Origin of the sequence: Desulfovibrio sp. SGI.133, from assembly GCF_050313955.1 — a bacterium.
Classification (GTDB): domain Bacteria; phylum Desulfobacterota; class Desulfovibrionia; order Desulfovibrionales; family Desulfovibrionaceae; genus Desulfovibrio.
On the sequence record NZ_JBNPMK010000003.1, the window covers coordinates 122,022 to 140,786 of the forward strand.

The 18,765-nt window shown below is 66.7% G+C and carries 15 protein-coding genes; 6 read left to right on the plus strand and 9 right to left on the minus strand.

The window, feature by feature from the left end; translation table 11 throughout:
* Positions 1 to 259 precede the first annotated feature (259 nt).
* Complete coding sequence (locus ACQRBR_RS05620; protein WP_427812535.1) at positions 260 to 1,705, plus strand: sigma-54-dependent transcriptional regulator; 1,446 nt, start codon at positions 260 to 262, stop codon at positions 1,703 to 1,705.
* Between the two features lie 110 nt (positions 1,706 to 1,815).
* Positions 1,816 to 2,076, plus strand: a complete 261-nt coding sequence (locus tag ACQRBR_RS05625) for a hypothetical protein (protein WP_006006945.1) — start codon at positions 1,816 to 1,818, stop codon at positions 2,074 to 2,076.
* Positions 2,077 to 2,408: 332 nt separating this feature from the next.
* Here the strand turns inward: ACQRBR_RS05625 and ACQRBR_RS05630 are convergent, their stop codons facing one another.
* A complete protein-coding gene (locus ACQRBR_RS05630; protein ID WP_427812536.1) occupies positions 2,409 to 3,863 on the minus strand; it encodes a glycosyltransferase in 1,455 nt (484 codons plus the stop codon).
* A gap of 93 nt (positions 3,864 to 3,956) precedes the next feature.
* A complete protein-coding gene (locus ACQRBR_RS05635; protein WP_204626403.1) occupies positions 3,957 to 5,099 on the minus strand; it encodes a DegT/DnrJ/EryC1/StrS family aminotransferase in 1,143 nt (380 codons plus the stop codon).
* A gap of 333 nt (positions 5,100 to 5,432) precedes the next feature.
* Between ACQRBR_RS05635 and ACQRBR_RS05640 the strand changes: the two genes are divergently transcribed.
* A complete protein-coding gene (locus ACQRBR_RS05640; protein WP_427812537.1) occupies positions 5,433 to 6,305 on the plus strand; it encodes a DMT family transporter in 873 nt (290 codons plus the stop codon).
* A gap of 110 nt (positions 6,306 to 6,415) precedes the next feature.
* Here ACQRBR_RS05640 and ACQRBR_RS05645 read toward each other — a convergent pair whose 3' ends face one another.
* Positions 6,416 to 6,835 carry a hypothetical protein gene (locus ACQRBR_RS05645; protein WP_427812538.1) on the minus strand — a complete coding sequence of 140 codons (420 nt, stop codon included), beginning with the start codon at positions 6,833 to 6,835 and terminating at the stop codon, positions 6,416 to 6,418.
* Between ACQRBR_RS05645 and mutL the strand changes: the two genes are divergently transcribed.
* Entirely contained in the window at positions 6,815 to 8,995 is a 2,181-nt protein-coding gene (gene mutL / locus ACQRBR_RS05650; RefSeq protein WP_427812539.1) for a DNA mismatch repair endonuclease MutL, read from the plus strand. The two genes, ACQRBR_RS05645 and mutL, sit on opposite strands and share 21 nt — an antisense overlap.
* Before the next feature lie 288 nt (positions 8,996 to 9,283).
* On the opposite strand, the gene ACQRBR_RS05655 is transcribed toward mutL, so the two are convergent.
* Positions 9,284 to 11,977: a heavy metal translocating P-type ATPase gene (locus tag ACQRBR_RS05655; protein ID WP_427812540.1), complete on the minus strand. Its 2,694-nt coding sequence runs from the start codon at positions 11,975 to 11,977 to the stop codon at positions 9,284 to 9,286.
* A gap of 171 nt (positions 11,978 to 12,148) precedes the next feature.
* On the opposite strand from ACQRBR_RS05655, the gene ACQRBR_RS05660 reads away from it, so the two are divergent.
* Positions 12,149 to 12,598, plus strand: coding sequence for a Cd(II)/Pb(II)-responsive transcriptional regulator (locus ACQRBR_RS05660; protein ID WP_168935322.1), 450 nt, complete (start codon positions 12,149 to 12,151; stop codon positions 12,596 to 12,598).
* Between the two features lie 107 nt (positions 12,599 to 12,705).
* Here ACQRBR_RS05660 and ACQRBR_RS05665 read toward each other — a convergent pair whose 3' ends face one another.
* Together ACQRBR_RS05665 and ACQRBR_RS05670 are read right to left on the minus strand one after the other, a co-directional pair.
* Positions 12,706 to 14,055 (minus strand): sugar transferase, encoded by a 1,350-nt coding sequence (locus tag ACQRBR_RS05665; RefSeq protein ID WP_303877877.1) that lies wholly within the window; start codon positions 14,053 to 14,055, stop codon positions 12,706 to 12,708.
* A 144-nt stretch (positions 14,056 to 14,199) separates the two neighbouring features.
* Positions 14,200 to 15,390, minus strand: a complete 1,191-nt coding sequence (locus ACQRBR_RS05670; RefSeq protein WP_427812541.1) for a glycosyltransferase family 4 protein — start codon at positions 15,388 to 15,390, stop codon at positions 14,200 to 14,202.
* Between the two features lie 402 nt (positions 15,391 to 15,792).
* Between ACQRBR_RS05670 and ACQRBR_RS05675 the strand changes: the two genes are divergently transcribed.
* On the plus strand, positions 15,793 to 16,815 hold the full coding sequence (locus tag ACQRBR_RS05675; protein WP_278338304.1) for an SDR family oxidoreductase: 1,023 nt from the start codon (positions 15,793 to 15,795) through the stop codon (positions 16,813 to 16,815).
* Between the two features lie 272 nt (positions 16,816 to 17,087).
* On the opposite strand, the gene ACQRBR_RS05680 is transcribed toward ACQRBR_RS05675, so the two are convergent.
* From ACQRBR_RS05680 to ACQRBR_RS05690, 3 genes are all read right to left on the minus strand, one after another.
* Positions 17,088 to 17,600 carry an adenine phosphoribosyltransferase gene (locus ACQRBR_RS05680; protein WP_321128057.1) on the minus strand — a complete coding sequence of 171 codons (513 nt, stop codon included), beginning with the start codon at positions 17,598 to 17,600 and terminating at the stop codon, positions 17,088 to 17,090.
* Between the two features lie 45 nt (positions 17,601 to 17,645).
* Positions 17,646 to 17,987, minus strand: a complete 342-nt coding sequence (locus tag ACQRBR_RS05685; RefSeq protein ID WP_300705553.1) for a hypothetical protein — start codon at positions 17,985 to 17,987, stop codon at positions 17,646 to 17,648.
* Positions 17,988 to 18,154: 167 nt separating this feature from the next.
* Entirely contained in the window at positions 18,155 to 18,754 is a 600-nt protein-coding gene (locus ACQRBR_RS05690; protein WP_427812542.1) for a hypothetical protein, read from the minus strand.
* Positions 18,755 to 18,765: the final 11 nt, after the last annotated feature.

Below are 18,765 nucleotides of genomic sequence, written 5' to 3' on the forward strand. Positions count from 1 at the left end.
GCCCCGTATGCGGGCAGATGGACGGAAGCCGTGACAGGCGGATAGCTGCCCGGCCGTCCTTCCGATCGACGGGGCTCTGGTGCGCGCAAAGGCCGCAGGAAGGCCGACGGCAGCTCGAAAAGTTTTTGTATCCGGCATCAGCCGGAGAGCGCAGGAAAAAGAGAACGATATGCCGGGCGGCAGGCGCGCCCCTGTGCCGCGCCCGGGGGATGGCCACAGGGGAAGCTCCGGGACCACAGGCCCGGGCAGGGAGGCAAGGATGGCCCGTGTGCTGGTAGTGGATGACGAGAACCTGATGCGCACCATGGTGGAGGTGGCCTGCCGCCGTCTGGGGCACGAGGCCCTGTGCGCGGCCACGTTGGCGGAAGGGCGGCGTCTGGCGGCCACGGGCGTGGACGTCATCCTTCTGGACATGCTTTTGCCCGACGGCAATGGTCTGGATGCGCAGCAGGAGCTGGCGGTCCTGCCCGACGCGCCGGACATCGTGGTCATCACGGGCCACGGCGACGGCGATGCGGCGGAAAAAGCCCTGCGCGGCGGTGTCTGGGATTTTCTTATGAAGCCGGTGCGGGTGCGCGATGTGGAAGAGACCCTGAGCCATGTGCTGGAGACCCGGGACAGGCGGCGCTCGCGCCGGGGCCTGGAACTGGAGCCGGGACAGGTGGCGGGGAGCGGCCCGGCCATGCAGGCGGCGCTGGCCCAGCTGGAACAGGCCGCGCACAGCGACGTCAACGTCCTGCTGCTGGGCGAGACCGGCGTGGGCAAGGAACTGTTCGCCCGCACCCTGTACCGTAACAGCCACCGGGCCTCACGGCCTTTCGTGGCCGTGGACTGCGCCTCCCTGCCGGAAACGCTGGTGGAGAGCCATCTGTTCGGCCATGCCCGGGGGGCCTTCACCGGCGCGGAGCGGGCCAGCGAGGGCCTGTTGCGGGCGGCGCATCAGGGCACGCTCTTCCTGGACGAGGTGGGCGACCTGCCGCAGGGCATACAGGGGGCTTTTTTGCGGGCGCTGGAACTGCGCCGTTTCCGGCCTGTGGGGGAGGTGCGCGAGGTGGAGAGTGATTTTCGCCTGGTGGCGGCCACCAATCAGGATCTGGAAGCCATGAGCGAGGACGGGCGCTTCCGCAAGGATCTGTTTTACCGCTTGCAGGGCATGACCATCGTGATCCCGCCCCTGCGCCGTCGCCGGGACGAGATACCCCTGCTGGCACGGCAGGCGGTCATCCGCTGCTGCCGCCGCAACGGCATGGAGGAGAAGGAGCTTTCCCCCCTGCTGCTGGAGATGCTGGACGAATACGACTGGCCGGGCAATGTGCGCGAGCTGTTCCATACGCTGGAGCGGGCCTGTCTTGCGGCGGAACATGCGCCCTTGCTGCTGCCCGCGCACCTGACCACCGGCCTGCGCGTGGCCGTAGCCCGCAGCCGGGCCGGGCAGGGACGCGGGGCAGGCGACGTGCCCGGCGGCAGGGAGGTCTGTCCCCCGCTGGCTGAAGCCGGGGCCCGGTCCGGTAGCGCGCCTGTCCTCCCCCCCATGCCGGAGGAGGGGCAGGTCTTCCCGTCATTGCGCAGCTGGCGGCATGAGGCGGAGCGGCACTATGTAGCCCAGGTACGGGCGCTGTGCGGCGATGATGCCCGGGCCGCGGCACGCATGGCCGGGGTCTCCCGCGGGCACTGGTACGAGCTGCTGAAAAAATACGGCTTCTAGGCCTGCGGGGTGCTGCCTGAAAAGCGCGCAAAGGCTTGCGGTAGGCCGGGAAAGCGGATACAAGGTGAGAAGGGACATTTCCCAGCTTTGTGAGAAAGGATTACCTAGGCATGAGCAATCCCATTACCGTGAAAGGCTATGTCTGTTCTGTGCCCCGTGCCGCCGATGCGCGGCAGGCCAGTGTGGCTGTGGTACAGGACGATGTGGAATATCGCATCATCCCTCGTGGCGCCGGTGCCGATCTGGCCGACGAGGTGAGCGCCCTGGTGGAAGTGACCGGCCTGCTGGAGCAGGTGGACGAGGTCAACTACATCCAGGTCCGCGGCTATACGCTGGTGGACGATACTTCTTCCTGGGACGACGACGAATAGCGCTTTCACGGAACGCACGCCGGACCGGTACTGATACCGGCGGCGGGCGTTGCCGCGCTGTTTCCCGGTTACCGCAGGACGGCATGGCCGTCATGTCCGCTGCACGTCAGGCGTGCAGGTCTGGGCGTGCGTCCCCGGGAAAGTCCCTTGTGTCTTTAATATAAGACGAGGCATGCAGGGCATGCCCCGTCTGTTGTCGCACGATGTGTGAAGACGGCGGGAACGCGTGATGTGTTCCCGCCGTCTTTTTTATGGGCATCAGCCTGTTGGCGTCACGGCCCGAAACAAAAGACCACCCGCCATGCGGGTGGTCTTGATGTATCCAAGATCCCCTAGCGGCGGCGGATCACGGAGGGCAGGGCAAAATACAGGCGCGCGGCCAGGTCGAAGCAGGCCCCGGGCAGATGGCTGGCCCACCAGAACAGGCGGTATTTGCGCGAACCGTCACGCCAGGGCCGGATGACGGCGCGGGCCTCGCTGCCGCGCCCTTCGCGCCACAGGCTCACGGCCTTCTGGAAGGCGGCGCGGCGCGTCAGCAGGCTGACGAGCTCGGGATGCGCCGCATCATAGCCGGGCCAGAGGCGGCGGTGCTTTTCCAGGATGTACAGGGTCTCGTCCGCGAACTGGCCGAATTTGCGGAAGGTGGTGTTGTTGCCGTGTACCCGCCACAGGGTCAGGGGCGCGTCCACATGATCCAGTTCCCAGTCATGGGCCACGCGGTAGAAGATATCGGCCTCCTCGCAAACGTTGAGGCTCTCGTCGAACCAGACCGGCGCGCCTCCCTCACGGGCGGGCGGACAGACCACGCTGTCCAGGGCCGCGCGGGAGAGCATGGCCGAGGACATGGAGATCCACTGCCGTTCCATGAGGGCGGCAAAGGCCTTGCCGCGCTGGGGGCGGGACTCGGCGAACAGGCGCTTCAGCACATGTTTGCCGTCGAAGATCTCGGTATCGGTGCTGACCAGGCCCACATGCGGATCGGCTTCGAAGCAGGCCACCTGGCGGGCCAGCTTTTCGGGCCGCCACAGGTCGTCACAGTCCAGAAAGGCCACATAGCGGCCCCGGCTCCGGGCGATGGCCAGATTGCGGGCCGCGCCCAGGGGCACGGTCTCTTCGCCGCGAAAATAGCGCAGGCGGCCAGTCAGCCCGGCATGGCCCCGGGCTATCTGCGGGCTGCTGTCCGTGGAGCCGTTGTCCCAGAAGATGACCTCGAAATCAGTGAAGGTCTGGGCGGCCAGGCTGTCCAGGGTCTCCTGCAGATGTTCGGAGCTGTTCAGGCAGTTCATGATGACGGAGATCACGGGGGCCTCTGACGTGGGGACAATATGCATGGATGTACCTCGTGATGACGGGGACGACAGGTTCATGGAGCGTACGGGCCGGAAGACCCAGAGACGGCATAGCAGATAGAGGAAGAGCGGGGCCGCCAGGGAGGCGGCAGGCAGGGCCGGACCGTGGGGGACGCCGCACCAGCCGAGCCCCCGGGCGAACAGGTCGCCCAGCCAGAGGCCCGCGCCCTGCACCAGGACGAAGCGGGGCAGCATGCGGGCGTGATCGCCGCCCCTGATGCCGAACGTCCAGAAACAGTGCCCGGCGTAGGCGGCCAGCAGGGCCAGCAGTCCGGCAAGGCCATGGGCCGCCGGGGCGGGCCAGCGGGCCCAGCTGACGAACAGATGGCCGGCCCAGAGATAGCAGAGGGTGGCGCTGCTGCCTACCATGCCGAAACGGAGCAGGGGACGGGACAGCAGGCTGCGGGCAAAGGCCGTGGTCTCGGACAGTATGGTCATGGCATGTTCGGATGGCATGCGCCGGGCATGGCCCTGTACCGGCAGGGGCCGGACGGGCGGAGCCGCCTGCGGCGGCTCCGTTACCGGAAAAGGTCAGGCCAGGGTGGCCGTGATGACGTCGCAGATGTGTTCCACATCGGCGGCGCTCAGGCCGGGATGCATGGGCAGGGTCACCAGTTCTCCGTAGAGCTGCTCCGTCACGGGCAGGGGCAGGGAGCCCGGAGCGGGGCGGAACAGGCTCAGCAGATGGTTGGGCTTGTAGTGGACGCCCACAGGGATGCCCGCGGCGGTGAGGGCGGCCTTGAGCTCGTCCTTGCGGCCGTTGAGCACGCGTACGCAGACGATGTGCGGCACCACGAAGTCCTGCGGGTCGGTCTGCAGGAGGCGCAGGCCGTCCAGCCCCGCCAGACGCTGCCGGTAGATGTCGCCTAGGGCGCGGCGGGCCGGGATGAATTCCCCGTCCAGACGCGAGAGCTGCACGCGGCCGATGGCGGCCATGATGTTGCTCATGTGGAAGCGCCAGCCGATGCGCTTCACGTCCGGGTCCCAGGTGCGGGTACCGGCAAAGCGGGAACGGGTGTCGCCTTCCACGGAGAGCAGACGGGCGTCGGCGGCATAGCCGGCTTCCGTGGCGTTGAAGAAGACGGCGCAGCCGCCTTCGCCGGAGGTGATGTTCTTGATGCCGTCAAAGCTGAAACAGACCACGTCCCCGAAGCTGCCGATCTTGCGGCCGTGGTGCAGGCAGCCGAAGGCATGGGCGGCATCTTCGATGACGCGCAGGCCGTGTTCTTTGGCGAAGGCATGGACCTCGTCCAGATGCCAGGGGTTGCTGGCGTAGTGGACGGGCATGATGGCCAGCGTGTCGGGCGTGATGCGGCGGGCGGCGTCCTTGAGGTCGATGGTGCCGGTCTCGGCCAGCACATCACAGGCCACGGGCTCGCAACCGGCGGCCTCGATGGCCTGGAAGGAGGCCACAAAGGTCAGGGACGGCACCAGGATCTGCGGCTTGCGGGCGGCATCGCGCGGGGCGATGGCGTCCACGGCCAGGGTCAGGGCCGCGGTGCCCGTGTTGGTGGTCACCACCTGTTCGGGCGCCACGCCCAGATAGGCGGCCAGTTCCTGTTCGAACAGGCAGGTCTCGTGTCCCATGCCCAGATAACCGTCTTCGACGATGACGCGCCGGACGGCTTCGGCCTCGGCTTCGCCCACGATGGAACGGGAAAGACGCATGCTCATGGCATATCCTCATGTTTCATGGAAAAGTACCGGGCAGAGGCAGCCCGGAACTTTGCAATACGCTCTATCGTACGGCTGGGCAAGCAAGGTGTGGGGGACTCTCGCGCACGGTACGGGGCGGCAGGGCGAACAGCCGTTCCGGGGCGGTACCCTGCGGTATGTGTGCGGACGGGCTGCTCTTTCGCTCGACCTTTTGCCCCGGCTTTGGCATGCTGCTGCGACGCACGGAGGCCCGGACCGGCCGCGCCTCCGGCCCCGGCTACCGAGGAGGAGATATCGTCATGTGGGTTCGCATCTGGCCGCATCTGGCCGCATCTGGCCCTGTTGCTGGCCATGGTTTTCTGGAGCACGTCCTATGTGGCCCTGCGCATCGCGCTCAGCGCGCTGGATCCGTTCACGGTCATGGCCGGGCGCATGGGCGTGGCCACGCTGCTGTTCCTGCCGCTGTGGGGCGGGCTGCTGCGCGACCTGCGTCGTAAGGGGCAGTGGCGCTGGCTCCTGCTCATGGCCTTTGCCGAGCCCTGCTGCTACTTTTTGCTGGAGACCCGCGCCCTGTGCCTGACCACGGCCTCGCAGGCGGGCATGATCATCTCGCTGCTGCCGCTCATCACCGCCGTGGTGGCCTGGCGCCTGCTGGGCGAGCGGGTCAGCCTGCGCGGCTGGATAGGCTTTGCCCTGGCCGTGGCCGGGGTGGTCTGGCTCTCCCTGCAATCGGCCGTGGACGAGACCGCCACGGCGCCCGTGCTGGGCAATTTCTTCGAGGGGCTGGCCATGGTCTGCGCCGCCCTGTATACCGTGCTGGCCCGGCGTCTTTCCGCCGCCTATTCGCCCTTGCAGATCACGGCCGTGCAGTCCTTCGTGGGCATGAGCTTTTTTGCCGGGCTGCTGGCGCTGGCGCCCCTGGACTACACGCCCGTGCTGCTGCATGTGGAAGTGCCGGACTGGGCCCCCTGGGCCAGCGTGGTCTATCTGGGCGGGGTGGTCTCGCTGGGAGGCTACGGTCTGTATAACGTGGGAGTCAGCCGTCTTTCCGCCGCCGGTGCCGCCGCCTACACCAACCTTATCCCCATCCTGACCCTGGCCAGCGGCGTCATCCTGCTGCGCGAGGTCTTCTTGCCCGGCCAGTACATGGCCTCGGTGCTGGTGGTGGCCGGGGTGCTGCTCAGCCAGTGGGGCGGCCAGAAAGGCCGGCGCGAGGATAGCTAGGGGCTGTGCGGATTTTTGAAGAAAATGTCCGGCAGGTTCGGAAGTATGAATGACAGGGCGCCCGCCTCCTGAAGGAGACGGGCGCCCTGTTTTTGGCCTGCGGGAAAGGATCAGGCATTGCCCGCGTAGAATATGTGGCGGGCGCTGCGGGCCGCGCTGATGCGGTAGATCTGGATGGTGTAGCGGCCCTTGCCGCCGCACAGGGGGCAGGAATCGGTGATCAGCACGCAGCTGGCATCCAGTTCCAGCGGGTCGATGCCCACGGCCGCCAGCAGGCGGCGGGTGCGCCCCTTTTCCCAGACGATGGGCGCGCCGCAATGGCCGCACTCCACATAGAGCATGTCGGGGTCGAAGGCTTCCGGCTGCGGCAGCACGGGCACGTTGACCGTATGGGGGGCCTCTTGCCGCGCGCTCAGGGAGCGGCTGCCGTGCAGCAGGGGGCGTCTGCGGTTGAGGGGGCGCCGGAGGGCGCGCTTGCCTTGCATCTGGCGGCCGGATAGAGTGGCCGCATGTCTGGAGTATCTCGTCATATTCGTTTGTTACCGCCTGAGTTGCGCAATCAGATCGCCGCCGGCGAGGTGGTGGAGCGCCCGGCCAGTGTGGTCAAGGAACTGGTGGAAAACAGCCTGGATGCCGGTGCCACGCGCGTGGACGTGTTTTTGGAGAACGGCGGCCAGAGCTGCATCCGCGTACAGGACGACGGCGCGGGCATCGCCCCCGGCGAACTGGAACTGGCCGTGACCCGTCATGCCACCAGCAAGATCGCCAGCATGGACGACCTTGAGCATATCGCGTCCTACGGCTTCCGCGGCGAGGCCCTGCCGAGCATCGCCTCGGTGGCCCGCTTCAGCATGGAATCCGCCGTGACCGGCGCCGACGGCGGGACGGAGGCCAGCCGCATCGTGGTGGAATTCGGCCGCCTGCTGGCGGTGGAGCCTTCGGCCCTGCATCGGGGCACCATCGTGGAAGTGCGCGATCTGTTCACCAATATACCCGCACGGCTCAAGTTTTTGAAGACCCCGGCCACGGAGCTCAAACGGGCCCAGGACTGGCTGGTGCGTCTGGCGCTGGCCCGCTGCGACGTGGGCTTCACTCTCCGGGCCGGGGAACGCGAGGCCTTGCGCTTTTTGCCCGGGCAGAGCCTGCGTGACCGCCTGGCTCTGCTGTGGCCGCGTCTGGTGGTGGAGGCCCTGCGGCCGTTCGATGCCGAACGCCACGGCATCCGGGCCAGGGGGCTGGCGGCCCTGCCGTCGGTGAGCCAGCAGCGCGGGGACCGCATCCTGCTGTACGTCAACGGCCGCAGCGTCAGCGACAAGCGCCTGCTGGCCGCCGTGCGCGAGGCCTACAAGGGGCGCATCACCAGCCGGGACTACCCGCAGGTGGTGCTCTTTGTGGACATGCCGCCCGACATGGTGGACGTCAACGTGCATCCGGCCAAGAGCGAAGTCCGTTTCCGGGACGAATCCTCGGTCTTTTCCGCCGTGCTCCATGCCGTGCAGGGGGCCCTGGTCAGCGATGTGGAAAGCGTGCTGGACGCGGCCCGCGAAGCCGACGATGCCCGCCCGGTGGCGGCGCAGTCCCGTCTGTGGGACGATCTGCCCCCGCGCCCGCAGGGCTTTTGGGGCAGCGCCGATGCCGCGCCCCTGATGCGGCATGTGGAGGACGAGACGCGGGAAGACGAAGGCCAGTGGCAGGTGCGGCGGCCCGATGCGGACCACAGCACGGCCCCTGAGTCCATGACGGGCACGGGATACACGGCGGATGCCCCGTCCATGCCGTCATCTTCCGGCAGTGCGGCGGCCTTCGCCTCCGGGCGGACGGCCCCTGCGGGCCTGCGGGAAGCCGTGGCCCCCTCGGCGTTTTCGGCCGCGTCCTTTGCGGAGGATGCGGAGGGGACGGGACGTTTGTCCGCCGACAGACAGGAATTTTTTGAGAGCGCCCGGCAGACGGCGCGCACGGCCATGCCGCCCGACCATGTGACGACCGTGACGGGCCATGAGGGTACGGACGAGACCGTAACGGAACGCGCCCCTGCGCCAAAGACGGACGGGCCGGAGGGCCTGCCCGGAGCCGGGGAGACCGCCTGCGGCCCCGGCACTGTCGTGACGGACGAGAGCGCCGCCGGACGGCATGAGCTGGTGGTGGGCGGCCTGACCTATCTGGGGCAGGTGGCCGAGACCTATCTTGTCCTGCGTGATGCTTCCGGCGCCCTGATGCTGCTGGACCAGCACGCGGCGCATGAGCGCGTGCTCTACGAACGTTTGCGCAAGGGGGCCTTTGTGGGCACGGCCCAGTGCCTGGCCCTGCCGCTGGAGCTGGCCCTGCAGCCGGTGGAAGAGGAACGTTTTCTGGAAGTGCGGGACAATCTGGAGCGCATGGGCTTCGATGTCTCCTGCTCCGGAGGCCGTCTGCTGGCCCGGGGCATCCCGCCCTCCCTGTCTCGCAGCGAAGCCGGGGAGTTCCTGCGCGAGGTGCTGGCCGGTCGCAAGGACGATATCCGCGCCATGTTCATTTCCCTGTCCTGCAAGGGCGCCATCAAGGCCGGGCAGCGCCTGGCCGATGACGAGGCCGCGGCCCTGCTGCGCCAGTGGCTGCATACGCCGGAGCGGGAATATTGCCCGCACGGCCGCCCCAGCATCCTGCGCTGGGATGCCGTGGCACTGGAGAAACTGTTCAAACGGCGGCAGTGAGGCCTCCGGCCCTCTGGCGCGCGGCGGTGTTCCCGTACGCTGCGGGAAGGCCATGCTCCTGTGCTGACGGGCCTCAGCCGCAGGGCGCATTTGCGGCCATGACCGGCGGGCAGTTGTTCTGACCGTGCAGGGAAAACAGCATCCGGGTGCATATGGATAAAAAAAAGAGCGGGACAGTCCTTCAGGGACTGTCCCGCTCTGTCATTCAGGGGATGGGAAGCAGCGGGCCTCACAGACAAGTGCGGAGTTCCATGAAGCCGGGGAAGCTGCTGCCGCAGCCGGGCATCGCTATTGCCGCATGGCCCGCAGGCCGTTGGCCACCACCAGCAGGGCCGTGCCTACGTCGGCGAAGACGGCCATCCACATGGTGGCGTGACCGGTGAAGGTCAGGGCGAAGAACAGCGCCTTGACGCCCAGCGCCAGCGTGATGTTCTGCACCAGGATGGCAAAGGTGGCCCGGGACAGGCGGATGAAGCGGGGGATCTTGCGCAGGTCGTCGTCCATGAGCGCCACGTCGGCGGTCTCGATGGCGGTGTCCGTGCCGTTGCCGGCCATGGCGAAACCGACGTCGGCCCGGGCCAGTGCCGGGGCGTCGTTGATGCCGTCGCCCACCATGCCCACCTTGTGCCCCCGGGCTTCCAGTTCCTCGATGACGGCGAGCTTGTCCGCCGGGAGCAGACCGGCCTTGAAGCTGTCCACGCCCACCTGACGGGCGATGGCCGCTGCCGTGTGCTCGTTGTCACCGGTGAGCATGACCGTGGTCACGCCCAGTGCCTTCAGTTCCCCGACAGCTTCCAGACTGCTTTCCTTGAGCGTATCGGCCACGGCGAACAGGGCCTGGATGCCGTTGTCGCCCACGAGCGCGACCACGGTCTTGCCCTGCTGCTCCAGCCGGGAGATCCGCTCGTCGAGGGCTGCCGGGCACCGGCCCAGCGATGCCGCAAGGGCGCGGTTGCCCAGATACCAGCGCCGGCCGGCCATGATGCCGCTGACGCCCTGACCGGGCAGAGCGGTGAAATCGTCCACGTCCCGCAGGGGGATGTGGTCTTCCGCGGCGGCCTGGGCGATGGCGCCGGAAACCGGATGGTCGGAACGGGCCGCCAGACTGGCCGCCAGCGAGCGGGCGTCCGCTTTATTTTCCTGCCCCGTGCACAGGCAGTCGGTCTGGCGCGGCTTGCCGTGGGTGAGGGTGCCGGTCTTGTCCAGGGCCAGGCAGTCGAGGCGTCTGCCCTGTTCCAGGAACATGCCGCCCTTGATGAGGATGCCGTAACGGGTGGCGGCGGCCATGCCGCTGACGATGCTCACCGGCGTGGAGATGACCAGGGCGCAGGGGCAGCCGATGACCAGTATCACCAGCGCGGTATAGATGGCGTCCGTCCAGGCGCTGCCCAGGAACAGGGGCGGCACCACGGCGGCCAGCAGGGCCACCAGGAAGACGGCCGGAGTGTAGTAGCGCGCGAAGGTATCGACAAAGCGCTGCATGGGGGCGCGGCTGCCCTGGGCCTCTTCCACGGCATGGATGATGCGGGCCAGCGTGGTGTCCGTGGCCGCGGCGGTCACCTGGAATTCGAAGGAGCCGGAGGTATTGAGGGTCCCGGCGTAGACCGTGTCCCCGGCCCGCTTTTCCACCGGCATGCTCTCGCCGGTGATGGGCGACTGGTCCACCAGGGAATGGCCGTCCAGCACCAGACCGTCCAGGGCGATCTTTTCGCCGGGGCGCACGCGCACACGGCTGCCCACGGCCACCGTGCGGATGTCGGCTTCCTGCCAGCTGCCGTCCTCACGCAGCACCGTGGCCGTATCGGGCGCCAGGGCCAGCAGGTCCTTGATGGCGTTGCGGGCCCTGTCCAGGGCCTTGGCCTCGATGGCTTCCGAGACGTTGAACAGCACCATGACCATGGCGGCTTCCGGGAACTGCCCGATGAGCACGGCCCCGGTGACGGCCACGGACATGAGGGCATTGATGTTCAGGTCGAGGTTGGAGACGGCCAGCCAGCCCTTGCGGTAGGTGGTCAGGCCGCTCAGCAGGATGGCGATGAGGGCGCAGCACAGGGGCAGGAGCGTCAGCACGGGCCAGCCGCCCACGCTCCAGGAGGCCATATCGAGGCCGAAGGGACGCGCCCCCCAGTGCTGGATGAGCTCCAGGATCTCGGAAAGGGCGGCAAAGCCGCCGGCCACGGCCAGCCGCTTCCAGGGGATGCGGGGGACCGGGATGGTGTCGTGTGCCTCTGTCGTGCCTTCCAGCAGCTTGGCGCCCATGTCCAGCCCTTCCAGAGCGGCGGTGATGGCCGGGAGGGCTGCGGGCTCGTGCCGCACGCGCACATGGCGCTGCATCAGGTCGATCTCAAGGCCGAGCAGGCCCGGCAGGCCGTCCAGGGCCTTGCGGATGAGGCGTTCTTCCGTGGGGCAGTCCATGCCGCTCACCGCAAAGACGGCCGTGGCGCCTTCGGCGGCATCCAGCGGCTCCGGCGTCATGTCGATGGCCTTCAGGGCCGCCTCGATGGACGCGGTGGACGGGAGCGCATGTTCCACGGTGAGCACGCGCTGCATGAGGTTGAAGGTGAGGCCGGTGATGCCGGGCACCGTGGCCAGCTTCTTCCTGATGAGCGCCTCTTCCATGGGGCAGTCCATGTTGAGGATGCGGTACACGGCGCGCGTGGCGGAAGGGGCCGCCAGCGTGCTCCAGTCCACGGCCTGGGGCGCGTCATGGCCGCAGCAGCAGGAGCCGTGCTCGTGCGCATGGTCGTGGTCGCAGCTTTCGTGGTCATGTGCATGGCAGCTTTCCGCATGGGCGTGCGGGTGGTCGCCGTGTCCGTGGTCATGACCGCAGCACTCGTGGCTATGGTCATGGCTGTGGCTGCCGTGCTCGTGGCCGTGGTGTTCGTGCCCGGCGGGCAGGGTGGCATGAAGTACCTTGTCACATACGAAGCCGTGCGGGTGCCGGGCACCGCAGGGGCATAAAAACAGTGTTTCACTGCTCATGGTCGTTCCTCCACGGGGATGCCGGTGTCCGGCGTCCCCTGGTCGTTCTTGCTATAGACAGACCATAGGGCCTATAGTCACTATAGGGTCAAGAGGGGAGGAAGCGTTGGAAAAAAATTTTTTCCGGCAGCTGCCGTTCCGTCCCGGACAGGCCCGGACCGGAGGACGCGCATGAAAGTGAAGATAGGCGAGCTGGCGAAGATGACCGGCTGTCAGGTGGTCACCATCCGCTATTACGAGAAGGAAGGGCTGCTGAAACGCCCGGAACGCACGGAACGGAACTATCGTCTTTACGGGGACGAGGACATCGCGCGGTTGCGCTTCATCCGGCATTGCCGCCGGCACGGCATGAGCCTGGACGAGATCCGCACCCTGCTGGTGTACAGCGACCATCCCACGGGCAGCTGCGACTGGATCAACAGGCTCATCCGCACGCATATCGAAGCGGTGGAGCAGCAGATACGGGATCTTGAGCACCTCAGGGCGCATCTTGAATCCCTGTACCACAAATGCGACGGCAGCCGGGAAGGGGGCTGCGGCATCCTGAAGAGCCTCATCGACGGCGAGAACTGCCAGTACTGTCAGGCACGGCAGCAGCGCACGGGGCAGGAGCATCCCTGAGCCCCGCAGGGCCGTCTTTGGGCCCCTCTGCATTCGGACGGGAAGAAAAAAACGGGGCGGATCAGCCGGCTGATCCGCCCCGTCGTGCGTGTACCGGGATGTCCGGCCTAGCGCGCGCCCTTGGGGAAGAGCACCACGCCCACGGTCTTGAAGATGATGTGGATGTCCAGCAGGATGGAGATGTTCTTCACATAGAACAGGTCGTATTCCAGCTTGTGGCGGGCATCTTCCTCATTGGCGCCGTAGGGGTAGCAGACCTGGGCCCAGCCGGTGAGGCCGGGCTTCACGGTATGGCGCAGGCTGTAATAGGGGATGTGTTCCTTGAGCTGCTTCACGAAGGTCATGCGTTCGGGACGGGGACCGATGAAGCTCATGTCGCCCTTGATGATGTTCCAGATCTGGGGCAGCTCGTCGATGCGCACCTTGCGGATGAACTTGCCCACGCGGGTCACGCGGGCGTCATTGGCGGCGGCCCAGACGGCGCCGTTCTTTTCGGCGTCGGTACGCATGGAGCGGAACTTGTAGACCGTGAATTCCTTTTCATACAGGCCCACACGATCCTGACGGTAGATGACCGGGCCCGGCGATTCCAGACGGATCAGCAGGGCGGTGATGAGCATGATGGGCGCGGCCGGGATGAGCAGCATCAGGGACAGGAACAGGTCGAAGGCGCGCTTCAGGCGGCGCAGGCTGCCGCGGGTGTTGAGCGAGAAGCCTTCGGTCTGCAGCAGCCATTCCTCGGTGATCTGGGAAAGGGGCAGGCGCTGCACCACATGCTCGTAGAAGGTACGGATATCCACCACCATGGCGCCGTGCAGCTTGGCTTCCAGCAGGTCATGGGCGATGTCGTCGTCGATGGGGGCGTCGGGCAGGAGCACGATCATGGTCGCGTTATGCTGCTTGGCGGCTTCCAGGGCCATGAAGGGCGGGCCAAAGCACTCACCGGCGTCGGGATCCTGATCCTTTTCACCCACATACCCCAGGATGCGGGCCTTGGGCAGGCCTTCGGCCAGCAGCTTGCGTACCTTGCCGCCGCGGTCCACGCCCACCAGCAGGACGCGCAGGGGATGGGTCAGCTTGTCGGCATTGAGGTAGTAGAGGAAGCGCCAGCCCAGGCAGAACACGAAGGAGAGCGCGAAGAGCAGGAGCACGGTCACGCGGTCGAAGCGCCAGTTCTCCAGGGCGAAGGACGCCGTGGCCGAGCTGATGATGCCCAGCACGCAGGCCACCAGGATGCGGCCCAGGGTGTCCTTGAAGTCTTCCATGCCCACGCTGTAGGCGTCGAGGATGTAGAAGAACAGCAGATAGAAGAAGATGGTGAACAGGGAGGCGCCGGTGTAGTCGTCAAAGACGCTCAGGTCGGGCGCGATGGTCACCATGCCCGAAACGGCCAGGGCCAGCAGGATGCAGCACAGGTCCACCACCTGCATCAATGCCATGCGGTAACGGCTGATCATAGTTTCTCCATTTTTTCGTACAGTGGACGGGACAGGCCTGTGGGCCGCCTGCGGCGGGCGGGCTGTCCCTGTGACCGCGAGACACCGTCGTCCCGGCAGGGCCGGGACAGGAGCGGGCCGCCACGGGCCCGCATGGTTGCTTGTTTATCCGGCCGCGCGGGGCACGCGCATGTCGACCAGGATCTTCTCGGCCACGACTTCGGCATCGAATTCGCGGCAGGCCAGGTCCCGGCCGGCGGCCCCCATGCGGACCAGCAGTCCGGGTTCGTCCAGCAGGCGGCGCATGGCGGCGGCCAGCGCCCGGGGATCGTGGGCGGCGCAGATGCAGCCGTTGACGCCGTCTTCCACCACCTCGCGGCAGCCGGGCACATCCGTGACCACGGCGGCGCGGCCCATGCTCATGCCTTCCATGATGGACGTGGGCGTGCCTTCACGCCACGAAGGCAGCACCAGCGCGTGGCAGGCCTCCACATAGGGGCGCACGTCGCGGGTCTCGCCCAGGTATTCGATGCTGCCTTCGTCCTGCCAGCGGCGCACCTGGTCCAGATCCACACTGCCCAGGCCCTGTTCCGGCGGGCCCAGCAGCTGGAAGCGGGCGGCAGGGTACTGCGTTTTCAGTTCCTTGGCCGCGGCGGCGTATTCGGGCAGGCCCTTGGCCTCCAGCAGGCGGCCCACCAGCAGGAAGATGATCTCCCGTTCTTCGGGGGCGCAGCCTTCGGCGGGCAGGGGCGGCAGGGGCGCTTCGGCAAAGCGGCGGATGTCCACACCGGTGCCGCGGGCCATGAGCACGCGCGCGCTGCGGCGCAGGATGCCTACCTTGCGGAACAGCTCCGCGTCGTCGCGGTTCTGGAAAAACACGCCTTCGGCCCCGGCAAGGGCGCAGTGGTACAGGCCGATGCTCAGACGGTTGACGCATTTCTTGAAGAAGTTGTCCGCCTCGAAGGCGTAGCCCAGGCCGGTGATGGTAGCGTAGATGTGCGGCACCCGCGCCAGACGCGCCGCCATGCAGCCGTAGATGACGGGCTTGATGGTGGAGGCGAAGAGCAAATCCGGCTTTTCCTGCCTGAACAGGCGGTACAGGGCGTGCATGGTGGCCATGTCGCGCAGGGGATTGAGGCCCTTGCGGTCCAGGGGGTAATGGCACAGGCGCACGGCCGGGCCTTTCCGGAAGGCGGGATCTTCTTCGCCGATGGCGCGGATGGCGGCCTCGGCAGCGTCGTCGCCCGCGGGCACGGCGCAAAGGACCTCATGCCCGGCGGCACGCATGCGGCGCATGAGGACGGTCCAGAAATTGGAAGTGGAACGGGCCTGATTGCCCAGGATGAGTATTTTCACGGCATATCCTTTGCCCACCTGTCCGGCGGGTACGCTCCCTGATGGGGCGCTGTCTGTCCTGCGGGGCAAAGACCATCCCCGCCTGGCCGGACCGGAAAGGGGAGACGTGTCGGCCGGGTGCGGCCGGTCCCCTGTTTGGTGGGCTCTTCACGGGCTATACCAGTATCCCTTGCCGCTGAAAAGAGGCAAAGGGGCCCTGCGGGCGGGGACAGGATGGGGACAAAAAAACGCGATTCCGGCAGGATGCGGCAAAAAAGCTCCTGCCGGGACAAGGGGGCCGTCTTTTGACAGCGGCGTCGGCACAGCGTACAAGGAAAGCACGCCGTCTGTGCCGCGAAGGCGGGTTCTCCCGTTTTCGCGGCCTCCCGGCGGGCAACCACGACCTCTGATAAGGAAGGCAATATGAGCGCCTATACCCAACTGTGTGAAAAAATGCGTGCCGAACCCTCCACCTGGCTGGTGACCGGCGTTGCCGGTTTCATCGGCTCCAACCTGCTGGAACATCTGCTCAAGATGGGGCAGACCGTGGTGGGTCTGGACAACTTCCTCACCGGTTACCAGAAGAACCTGGACATGGTGGAAGCCCTGGTGGGCCCCGAAGCCTGGAGCCGCTTCACCTTCATCGAAGGCGACATCCGCGATCTGGATACCTGCCGCAAGGCCTGCGAAGGTGTGGATCATGTGCTGCATGAAGCCGCCCTGGGTTCCGTGCCGCGCTCCATCGACGATCCCATCCTGTCCAACAGCTGCAACATCACCGGCTACCTCAACATGCTGGTGGCCGCGCGTGATGCGGGCGTGAAGAGCTTCGTTTACGCCGCTTCCTCCTCCACCTACGGCGATTCCCCCGAACTGCCCAAGGTGGAAGACAAGATCGGTCATCCCCTGTCGCCCTATGCCGTGACCAAATATGTGGACGAGCTCTACGCCGACGTCTTCGCCCGCTGCTACGGCTTCACCACCGTGGGCCTGCGCTACTTCAACGTCTTCGGCCAGCGTCAGGACCCCTACGGCGCCTACGCCGCCGTCATCCCCCAGTGGTTCGCCAGCCTGCTGAAAAAAGAGACCGTCTTCGTCAACGGCGACGGCGAGACCAGCCGCGACTTCTGCTACATCGACAACGTGGTGCAGGCCAACCTGCTGGCCAGCTTTGCCACGGACGAAGCCCGCAACAAGGTCTACAACGTGGCCTTTGGCCAGCGCACGACCCTGAACGAGCTGTTCGACCTCATCCGTGAGGAAGTGGTGCGCCACATGCCCGAAGCCGCCACGGCCACGGCCACGCACCGCGATTTCCGCGCCGGTGACGTGCGCCACTCCCTGGCCGACATCACCCGCGCCCGCACCCTGCTGGGCTATGAGCCCCAGTTCGACGTGCGCACCGGCCTGCGTCTGGCTGGCGACTGGTACGCCGCCAACCTGTAGGCTGTCCTTTCGTTTTTGATGCCAGGGCCCCCGATGCTTTTCAGCGCCGGGGGCCTTTTGTTTGCCAGGAAGAGGATATGTGGGGAAGGTCCCCTTTATCCTTGCTGCCGATGTCTCCATACCATGGCATCCTTTCCCGTGGTGCGTCGTTCTGTCCCATAGGAAACGGCCGGTCCCTCCTGCTTTTGCAGGAGAGGCCGGCCGTTGGATCAAGCGCGCTGGGGAAGGGGGAGTTTGAGGGGCCCCCTCAAAACAAAAAACGAAGCTCCCGGCTACACGTGCAGCAGCACGGACAGGGGGATGTCGCCCAGCACCTTGCGGCCGCCCAGGGCATCCAGTTCCATGAGCATGCAGCAGCCCGCCACGGTGGCGCCGCTCTGGCCCACCAGACGGATCATGGCATCCAGGGTGCCGCCGGTGGCCAGGATGTCGTCCACGATGAGGACGCGATCCCCCGGCGTCAGGGCATCCTTGTGCAGACACAGGGTATTGGAACCGTATTCCAGGTCATAGCTGGCCTCGAAGGCTTCGCAGGGCAACTTGCCGGGCTTGCGCACCGGGGCCAGGCCTACGCCCAGACGCCGGGCCAGCGGCGCCGCGAACAAAAAACCCCGCGCTTCGGCGGCCACGATGCGGGTGGGCCGCAGGGGACGGGCCGCGTCGGCCATCCGTTCGATGACGTCCCCGAAGGCTTCGGGCGAGGCCAGCAGGGGCGTGATGTCGTAGAACAGGATGCCGGGCTTGGGGTAGTCGGGGACGTGGCGGATGAAGGAGGCGATATCCATGCGGGCTCCTTGGGGAAAATGTGGAAAAAGGGCGAGGCTCCGGCATCAATGGCCGGAATAGTCCAGAACATTGTTGAGGGGCGCACTGCTGCTTTTGACCTGTCCGCCGGTGAACACATGCCGGGTCAGGCGCCAGCCGTCCATATCGAGCACGTCCAGCTTGCCCTGCATGTCCGGCGTCAGATGGGCGCGGAAGGCCTCCACCACCTCGTCTTCGGGAAAGTAGGAACCTTCCATGGATATACGGGCCATATCGCCTTCCTGACAGAGCAGGGGCACGTCTTCGTCTTCGTTGAGGGCATCGCGCAGGGCCGATTCCAGCGCCGCGTACAGGGCGGGCGTCACGGGGTAGACATGGCCGTAGGCCTTGACCAGGGGATCGCGCACGGCAGGCTCCGGGGAAAGGGGTTGCGGCAGGCGGACGGCAGGGGCGCGTCCGGCGGCCGGGACAAAACATCATTCTGGGGCAAGTGTCCCAAAAAAGAAAGGCCCCGCTTGCGGCGGGGCCCCGGAAAGCGAAGGGCTCCCGAAGGGGAGCCCCTGAGAAATCCTGTTTACTTGCCGTCCACGATAGCCTTGATCTTGCGGGCCATGGGCTGCACCAGCTCGCGCATGCTGTTGAGCATGATCTCTTCCGCGGCGCCGCTGGAGGGGATGCCGCTGCGGTTCTGGCTGGAGTTGAGGGTCTCCTTGACCACACGGCCGCTGCGAGGCGCCAGGCGGTAGGTGGCGCGCATGGAGGTGGCCAGTTCGGTGGCGGAGACTTCGCGCAGCCAGGCCTGTTCCACGGTACCGGTGACGATGTAATCGGGGTTGCCGCTGCGGGCCTGGTTCTCGTCCATGGCGTAGGAGACCTGCACGCCCTGGCGGCGCAGCTCGTCGGCCAGGCCGCGGCTCACCCACTGGGCCAGGTCGTCGCTGGCCACGAAGGCGCTGCCGTCACGGCGCACGCCGAGGTTGGTGCTGTCCTGACGGTTATCGGTGAAGGGCACCACGGTCACGCGCGGAGCATTGGGAGCGGGCAGCACGGGATTGACCGCAGGCGCGGGCGAAAGCAGGCGCACGGTGTTGCTGGGACCGCAGGCAGTCAGGAACATGGCCAGCATAAGCGCCAGCGCAAGGGGGAGGAGGCGTGTGATACGGGCGGATTTCATGGCAAGGTCTC